7 protein-coding genes are annotated in these 8,905 nt (G+C 70.2%); all 7 read left to right on the forward strand.

The window, feature by feature from the left end:
• The first annotated feature begins 629 nt into the window (after positions 1-629).
• A complete protein-coding gene (locus LXN57_RS45190; RefSeq protein WP_251804485.1) occupies positions 630-1,490 on the forward strand; it encodes an SAM-dependent methyltransferase in 861 nt (286 codons plus the stop codon).
• Between the two features lie 39 nt (positions 1,491-1,529).
• A complete protein-coding gene (locus LXN57_RS45195) occupies positions 1,530-1,988 on the forward strand; it encodes a nuclear transport factor 2 family protein (protein ID WP_251804486.1) in 459 nt (152 codons plus the stop codon).
• Positions 1,989-2,055: 67 nt separating this feature from the next.
• The gene (locus LXN57_RS45200; protein WP_251804494.1) at positions 2,056-3,453 is read left to right on the forward strand and encodes a cytochrome P450; all 1,398 of its coding nucleotides are present in this window, start codon (positions 2,056-2,058) and stop codon (positions 3,451-3,453) included.
• On the forward strand, positions 3,450-4,427 hold the full coding sequence (locus LXN57_RS45205) for a terpene synthase family protein (RefSeq protein WP_251804487.1): 978 nt from the start codon (positions 3,450-3,452) through the stop codon (positions 4,425-4,427). Before LXN57_RS45200 ends, LXN57_RS45205 begins: the two co-directional genes overlap by 4 nt.
• Positions 4,420-5,712 (forward strand): cytochrome P450, encoded by a 1,293-nt coding sequence (locus LXN57_RS45210; RefSeq protein ID WP_251804488.1) that lies wholly within the window; start codon positions 4,420-4,422, stop codon positions 5,710-5,712. The genes LXN57_RS45205 and LXN57_RS45210 overlap by 8 nt, the downstream gene beginning before the upstream one ends.
• Before the next feature lie 30 nt (positions 5,713-5,742).
• Positions 5,743-7,323 (forward strand): prenyltransferase/squalene oxidase repeat-containing protein, encoded by a 1,581-nt coding sequence (locus LXN57_RS45215; protein ID WP_251804489.1) that lies wholly within the window; start codon positions 5,743-5,745, stop codon positions 7,321-7,323.
• Between the two features lie 262 nt (positions 7,324-7,585).
• On the forward strand, positions 7,586-8,905 hold a 1,320-nt coding region (locus LXN57_RS45220), incomplete at its 3' end, for an AfsR/SARP family transcriptional regulator (RefSeq protein WP_251804490.1).

Genomic DNA, 8,905 nt, shown 5'->3' on the forward strand with positions numbered 1-8,905 from the left:
CACGGCTGGGCTGGAAGTGGCTTCGCCACCCGCACCCCCTCTGCCTTACCCGCCCCAGAGCACGGCTGGGCTGGAAGTGGCTTCGCCACCCGCACCCCCTCTGCCGTACCCGCCCCAGAGCGCGGCTGAGCTGCAAGCGGCTTCGCCACCCGCACCCCCTCTGCCGTACCCGCCCCAGAGCACGGCTGAGCTGGAAGTGGCTTCGCCACCCGCACCCCCTCTGCCTTACCCGCCCCAGAGCACGGCTGAGCTGGAAGTGGCTTCGCCACGCACCCCTCTGCCGTGCCCGCCCCAGAGCGCGGCTGAGCCGTGTTGTTCGAGTACAGGCTGGGCGTTCTGTGTTCCGTGTAGGTCGCTGATCGCGAACGAGAAGTTCGTGCTCGCCCCGGTCCCTTCTGTCCGCGTTCGCGGCCCTGGCCGGCCCGCTCAGAGGGGTCTACTACGACCGCAAACGGGCTGACGGCAAGAAACACAACGCCGCCCTCATCGTGAGCGTGACGTCTGCGGGCGGCGCGGAACCTGCACACCGCCTACAACCACACACAGCCGGCGTGAAGGCCACCGCCGGAAGCTGTTCCTCCCTAGCCAAACGGGAGGCAGCACATGGAACCCCGTCTCGACTCCTGGACGTGAGAACCATTAGTAACCCACCTCTCCCGGACGGCGTCGCGTGGACGGCCGTCCTGGTCGCCGCCCAGCGGGCCGCCGAGTCGCTGTCCGCCGCACCCGCCTTCCGGGACCCGCTGGCCGAGGCGACCGTCGTCCACCTCGGACTCGCCCAACCCGGGGAGACACCCCGCCTCCACGAGATGCCCCGCGAGATGGCCGGTCTGACTCGCATGATGGGCGACGCTGTCACCCTGCGGACCCTGCATCACGACCGGCTGCTGACCGACCTGCCCGTCGAACAGATCGTGCTGTTGGGCGCGGGGCTGGACGGTCGTGCGTACCGGCTGCCCTGGGCGGGGCGGCGCGTCTTCGAGTTGGACCGGCCCGCCGTCCTGGCGCTGAAGGAGGACGTGGCCCGCGTCGCGGGCCTGGAGCCGATGGCCGAGCGTACGCCGGTTGCGATCGACCTGGCCGACGATTGGCCGGGCGCCTTGACCACCGCGGGTTTCGACCCGGCCCGGCCGACCGGCTGGCTGGCCGAAGGGCTCACGATCTACCTGAACCGCGCCGAGCTCGACCTGATGCTGAGGCGGATCGGTGAACTCTCCGCGCCGGGCAGCCACCTCGGCATCGAGGTGGCCACGTCGCTGCGGGCGGGTCTCCACGATGAGGAAATCGCCAATGACGGCGTCGACCGCGTGCTCAGCCTGTTCAGCAGCGGACCGCCGATCCCTCCGCACGACTGGCTGGCCGGTCACGGATGGCGCCTCGCGGTGCATACCCTCACCGAGCTCGCCGACCAGCACGGGCGGCAGGTCCCCCGGTGGTTCGACCCGTCCCGCGGTGGAGCGACCGTCTGGTACTTCGACTGTGCCCGCTGACTGCGGTCAGGGGTTCCGGCGGCATCAGGAGGAGGAGCAATGGATCGCTTGACGGATGAGCACCTCGTCCGGGACCTTGCCGACCGGGTGGAGGTAGAGGCCGTGGCCAACCGGTACGCGCTGACGCTGGACAGGCGCGACTGGGCCGCGATCGGCCAGTTGTTCACCGACGACGCCCGCATCGAGGTCGCAGACGTCGGGACCGGCGAGGGACCGGACGGCATCACCGAGCTCATCCGCACCATTCTCCAGCCGCTGGACGCCAGCCAGCACGTCAACGGCAACCATCTGGTCGCCGTGCACGGTGATCACGCGACACACTCCAGCTACACGATCGCCCAGCATCTGCGGCACGGCCTACCAGATGGGGACCTGTGCATGATCGGCGCCCGTTACGAGGACCGGCTGCTCCGCACCCCGGATGGCTGGCGGTTCACGAACAGGCACGTCACGGTCTTGTGGATGCAGGGCAACCCATCGGTTGTCGGCAGAAGTTAGTGGTCACCTGTTCCCGCACCCCGTAGCAGTCGGCACCCGTGTACAGGTTCATCAGGGAGGTACCGTGATGATGCAGAAGCCCGACGACACGAGGCCGCGGTCACCCGCCGCCGGTCCGGTGTCCGCCCCGGGCGGGTGGCCCGTCGTCGGGCACGCCCCCGCCTTGCTGACCCGGCGCCTGGAGTTCCTGTCCTCCCTCGCGGCGGTCGGCGAGGTGGTGCGGATCCGGCTCGGGCCGGTACCCGCCTATGTGGTCACCCACCCGGCACTCGTCCGTCGGCTGCTCGTGCCGGGAGACCAGCACTACGACCGCGGGCTGCTGATGGAGAAGTCGAGCACCTGGTTCGGCGACTCACTTCTCACCTCGTACGGCGAGTCCCACCGACGCCAGCGCAGGGCGCTGCGATCCGCCTTCACCGGCGAGCACCTCGCCGCGCACGTCAGGCGTGTTCGGGACGAGACGCAGAAAGTGGTCGGCTCGTGGACGCCGGGCCGAGCGTTCGCCCTCGACGAGCACATGAACGACCTCGCGTTGACCAGCGTGGCCCGGAGCCTGTTCTCCACCGGTCTCACCACCGAGAAGCTCGCGAGCATCCGGCACCACATGCCGGTGCTGTTCCGGGGCGTCCTCGCCCGGACGGCGATGCCGAACGGATGGGACCGGCTGCCCACGCCCGGGAACCTTCGCTTCCGCACCTCCATGCGAGCCATGGACGCCCTGGTGAACGACGTCATCACTGCCCGGCGCGCGGAACATCCGGACCCCGAGGCCCCCGGTGACGTGCTCACCTCGCTCCTGGCGGTCCGGGACGACAACGGTGCGGCGCTGTCGGTCCGGGCCGTCCGCGACCAGGTGATGACCCTGCTCGTGGCCGGCAGTGAGACCACCGGCGCCGTGCTGACCTGGGCCCTGTACGAGATTTTCCGCCATCCGCCGATCGAGGACGCCGTACGCCGCGAACTCGACGAGGTGCTCGGGAACCGGGACCTCACCCTCGAGCGCCTGTCGTCGCTGACCTACCTCGAGAAGGTGATCAGCGAGACCGTTCGCCGCTACCCCGTTCCCTTCATCATGCGCCGGACGCTCCGACCGGTCCGGCTCGGCGAGGTCGACCTGCCGGCACACGCCGAGATCGTCTTCAGCCCGTACATCCTGCACCACGACCGCCGCTGGTTCCCCCAGCCGCGGCAGTTCGACCCCGATCGCTGGTCGCCCGACCGGTCGGACCCGCCCGCCAAGGACGCGTACATCCCGTTCGGGGCGGGAGTGCACGTCTGCATCGGCCGGAGGATGGCACTGGCCGCGATCGCCACCAGCCTCGCCGTGATCTGCTCGACGCAGCGGCTGGAACCGGCGGCGGACCGGCCGATCCGCGAGGTGGCGACGGGGACCGTACATCCGGACCGGATGCCGATGATCCCCCGGCCCGTGTCGCCGACCGGCGTGGGGAGGGCAACACGGTGACCAGTGGTCTGCCCCGTCTGAAGCTGGCCTTCGACAACGGTCGGTATCCGTCGGAGAAGCTCGTCCGCGCCCGTGCACGGGCGATCCATGACCGGCTCGAAGCCCACCAACTGGGAAGCTTCGTACCTGACGAGGACATCATGGTGGACCTGATCTGCCGGATCTCGTCCGTGGCCGATGCCGACACCATCGCTCCGATCGCCGACTGGGTGCTGTGGATCTTCCCACTGGACGACCTCTTCGAGCAGGTCTTCGCCACCCGGCAGGTTGCGGATCTGGCTTCCGTCGAATCGCCCGCCTTCGCCGACCGGAGGCTGGCGGACGCGATGCCCCAGATCGTCGTCTCCGGGGTGCGGGATTGGTACGACGACGTCGTACGGCGCATGAGCCGCCATTGGGTCGACCTGTTCCGCCAGGATCTCGACAGCTTCGTGCTCCACGCCGTCCGGCACGCGGGATCGGCGACGACCGCCCCGCCGCCCACGATCGAGGAATTCGTGCGCCTGCGACGGGAGGAAGGGGCGGCCAAGCCCACCATCGATCTCATCGAAGTCGCCGCACGTGCCGACCTGCCGGGCGAATTCCGCGCCGCGCGGCCGTGGCAGGAGCTCCGGGACATCTGCGCGGACGTGCTCACGTGGACGAACGACCTCTACTCCTACCGCAAGGAGCGTAGCGAGGGCAGGCACTTCAACCTCGTCGAGGTGCTCTCCCAGCGCATGGATCTACCGGAGGAGGAGGCCCGGGCGCGCGTGGTCGCCATGACCGACGACAAGGTTCAGGAGTTCATCGCCAAGGCGGCCGCGTTGCGTCGCGGTCGTGCGCTCGCGCGCCTCCCGGAAGACGTACGAGCGGGCGTGCTCCGGTGCATCACGGGGATGGAGAACTGGATGCAGGGCCAGTACGAGTGGTTCACGATCACCCGGCCGGCTCGATACCAGGTCTCGGCCATGACGGATGGCCACGATGGCTGACGCCGCGATGCCGGGTGCGCTGCCCGTGCTCGGCCACCTTCCGTGGCTGCGGTGGCGACCGCTGGAATTCGTGGAGCGGCAACGAGCCCTGGGTGCAGTGACCAGCTTCACGCTGCGCCGCCACCCGGCGTACCTCGTCAATGATCCGGACCTGGTGTGGCGGCTGCTCACCGAACTCTCCGGCGAGGTCGGACGTGGCCGCAACGGTGACAAGACCCGCGCCCTGACCGGAAACGGCCTGGGAAGCTCGGACGGCGATTTCCACCGGCAGCAACGGCGACTGATCCAGCCGGTGTTCCACCGTGAGCGGGTCGAGTCCTACGTTCCGGCTGTGCGGGAGGCGGCGGAGCAGCAGGCGTCTCGATGGACCGAGGGCGAGCCGGTCGACCTCGTCCGGCAGATGCTGGCCGTCGCCGCCACCGGCGTGCTCGCGAGCCTGTTCGGCGTACGGTCACCCGAGGCCATGGCACATGAGGTGGCTGCCGCGCTGCCCACCTGCCTGGACATCGCCTCCCGGCGCGCCTTCGCCTCGACGAGGCTTCCGAGTACGAGCGGCCGGCGGTACGCCGCCGCGCTCGGCCGCCTGCACGCTGTCGCCGACGCGCTCGGCCGGCGTGTTCCCGGCGGACCCGCCGAGGCACCTTCCTTCTTCCTGAGCCGGCTCTGGGAGGCCCAGGACCTAGGCCTGCCGGGGCTGGACGATCAGCAGGTCCACGACGAGATCATGACGATGCTGGTCGCCGGGGTCGAGACGGTGGCGACCACGGTGTGCTGGACGTTCTACCTGTTGGGCCGCCATCCGGACATCGCCGTGCGCGTGGAGGACGAGATCAGGCAGGCGGCGGGTGACCTCACCGAACTGAGCCATCTGCGCAGGGTCGTGCGGGAGTCTCTGCGGCTGTTCCCGCCGGTGTGGCTGGTGCGGCGACGGGCAGCCGCACCCCTGCGCCTGGGCGGCCAGAAGGTAGGCGCCGGCGCGTCCGTGTACTTCAGCCCGTACGGCCTGCACCGGGATCCCCGCTGGTACACCGATCCCGAGCGATTCGACCCCGACCGGTGGCTTCCCGGCCGGCAGCGAGGTCTGCCGCGGGGCGCCTACGTGCCGTTCGGCGCGGGCGTGCACCGGTGTGTAGGTGAGGCCTTCGGCGTGAGTGAGGTCACGACGATCCTGGCGAGCATCGGCGCGCGCTGGCGAATCGTGCCTGCTTCGGCCCGTGTCCGGCCGAAGGCCGTCGTCACGCTGCGACCGGATCGGATGCCGGTCACCGTCCACCGCCGTCCATAAGCTGATCGATTCGAACGGGTGAGGCCAGTCATGCGACCCTTGCAGCACCACGGCGATTCGTGGCATTCCTCCGCGTTTCCTGAGTCGCTGGAGAGGGCGAAAGCTCGGCTGACCGAGTACGTCACCACGCACGTCGACTCCGACGGCGCCGTACGGGCGCCTTGCCGCGGCCGGCCGTTGGAAACGGCTCTCCTGGCCAGCCTCCTGCAGCGCATCGGGCAGCCGGCGACCAGGCAAATCGGCTACCTGCGAAACCTTCCCGCGGACTCCGATCCGTTCGATCTGGCCATCGCCCGGACCGCCCTGCTTGAAGGCGGGGAACTCACCGATGACCTTCGCTCCCGCATCCTCGAGCGCTCCCCCACCTTCACCGGACCGCGCAAACGCGCGCTGATCGACGGCATGTTCGCCGCCCTCGGTGGATCCGCCGAGGACCGTCCCCGCGCAGACCCGGACCTCCTGCACCGCAACGGTCTGCATTCCTGGGCTCAGGTACAGGTGACCGCGTTGAAGAGCCTGCTCACGGAGTCGTTCGACGACGAGGACGCCCACGTTCTGCTGGCCACCCAACGGCTCCCCGAGGTGTGGGAGGGCAACCTGCTCATCCACCTCTTCAGCCTGCACGCGCTGCAGCGACTCCCCGGTACGGAAACGGCCGTCGCGGACGGAGTCCGCAAAGCTCTCCGGCACGTGCGATCCGACGGCAGTGCTCCGTTCGTCACGGACACCGACACGTGGTGCACGGTGACCGCCGGTGTCGCCCTCGCCGCCGCCGGCGCCCCCGAGCCGGTGCTGAACCGGGTCGCCGACCGCCTGGTGCGCTGCCAGCAACCCGGCGGCGGATGGTCGTACACGGATGTCGCCCTGCAGACCGACGTGGACGACACCTCCGTCGCCGTGCAGGTGCTGCGTACCCACGGGACCCGGTCCGCCGCGCGGGCGGCCGACCGCGGACTGGCCTCGTTGTCCGCGGTTCGCCATCCGCATGGTGGCTTCCCCACGTACGTCCGTGGTTCGGCACCCGAAGCGTGTATGACGGCCGCCGCGCTCGACGCGTTCACGTTCGACATTCCGCGGCACCGGGACATTCTCGTCGACGGGTTGCGGTTCCTCGCGGATGAACAGCTCGAGGACGGCACCTTCCCACCGGACTGGAGCAGCAGTCAGCTCCACACCGTTTCCCGCACGGTATTGACGGCTTCGCGGATTCCGAGCCGGTTCCCCGGCCCCGCCAAGACCGTCGCGCAGCGGGCATTGCGCTTCGTGCGGGGGAGCCAGAACACCGACGGCGGATGGGGACAGAGGGCCGGAGGGCCCAGCGACCCGATCAGCACCTCCTACGCCGTCATGGCCCTCTGCGCACAGGAAGACCCGCGACCAGCGGCCGAAGGAGTCCGGTTTCTGCTGCGACACCAACGAGAGGACGGCAGCGTCCCGTCGGTCAGCGACTCGATCGGCCCGCGACCCTTCCTTTTCCACGTACCGCTGCTGGCGGACATCTTCGCGCTCATGGCCCTCGGTCATGTGAGTAGCCGGATCAGAGCGCACACAGCGAATGCGCGTCCCGTACCCGCGGGTCACGGCGGTGGGCGAACTGCCGGGGCCTGCTGATCGCCGGCTCGGCACAACCCGGACGGATCACGCCGGCCGAGGGCGGCGTCAGTCTCCGGCACCCATCGCCACGCTGCGCCACCTGGGCCGCATGGTGGCGGCCGAATGCGTGACAGTGCTGCGGCTCGACGTACGCGACCAGTCCTCGATCGACGCTTCTTGCGCATCCCCCCGACGTGTCGGCGCCGCACTGGACGCCGCACCCGTCGCCTCAGCGGCACCTTCGCTGCCGCCCTGGGTCGTTGTTGGTAGCGTCGCCGCCGTGACCCAGGTCAGCGGTGAGGAGGCACTCTTCGACTACGGCGTTCTCGGTCCGCTCGAGGTCCGGTTCGCCGGCGCGCCGGTCTCGGTCGGCGGACCCCGCCACCGTGCGCTGCTGACCGCGCTACTGATCCGGCCGAATACGGTCGTGTCCATCGACCACCTGGTCGAAACGCTGTGGGAGGACCCGCCGTCGCGGGCCACAGAGCTGCTGTACGGCCGGGTCGCCGAGGCGCGCCGGGCGATGCGGTCAGCCGCCGGCCGGCCGGTGCCGGACCTGGAGACCCACGAGGGCGGCTATCTGCTGCGGATCGCGGACGGCGCGCTGGACGCGCAGCGCTTCGAGCGGCTGGTCGAGGCCGGATCGCGGGCGGCGCAGGCCGGCGATCACCGCCGGGCGGCCGGACTGCAGGGCGAGGCCCTCGCCCTGTGGCGCGGACCGGCGCTGGCCGACGTGGCCGACCTGCCCGGCGCCGAGGCCGAGATCGCCCGGCTCGGGGAACTGCGGATGCGCGCGGTGCAGGCGCGTATCGACGCCGACCTGGCCGAGGGCCGACACCACGAGCTGATCGCCGAACTGGTCGCGCTGGTCGCCGAGCATCCGCTCGACGAGCGGCTGTGGGGTCAGCTGATGCTCGCCCGGCACCGGTCCGGCCGGCTCGGCGAGGCCCTGGCCACGTTCGATGCCGCGCGCCGCGAACTGGTGGTGCGGCTCGGCACCGAACCCGGGGAGCATCTGCGAGGGTTGCACCGGCAGTTGCTGCGCCCGGACCTGGAGTCGAGCCCGGATGTACCGGTACCGGTCGCGGTCCTGCCCCGGCCGCTGACCACCTTCGTCGGCCGCGACAGCGAGGTCGCGACCGTCCGACGCCTGCTTCGGACGCATCGGCTGGTGACCGTGACGGGCGTGGGCGGGGCCGGCAAGAGCCGGCTCGCCCTGGAGGCGGGTGCCGGTCGTGCCGCATGGCTGGTCGAACTCGCCGCGCTGACGCAGCCGGACCTGCTGCCGGACGCGGTGGCTGACGCGCTAGGTCTGCCGCCGCACAGCGCCCGGTCCCGGATGGACTCCATCGTCGAACACCTGCGCGGCGTCGATGGCCTGCTGATCCTGGACAACTGCGAGCACCTGCTGGACTCCGTCGCCGGGCTGGCCGAGCGAATGCTGGCACGGTGCCCCGGGCTGCGGATTCTGGCCACCAGCCGGGAACGGCTCGGCGTCACCGGCGAGACCCTGCTCCCGCTGCTCGGCCTAGTAGTGCTCCGTCATGATCTAGAAACCGTTTCGCGGTTGGGTCGTTGGTTCGAGCATGGTGGATGTGCA

This window comes from Paractinoplanes hotanensis (assembly GCF_023717965.1).
Taxonomy (GTDB): domain Bacteria; phylum Actinomycetota; class Actinomycetes; order Mycobacteriales; family Micromonosporaceae; genus Actinoplanes; species Actinoplanes polyasparticus.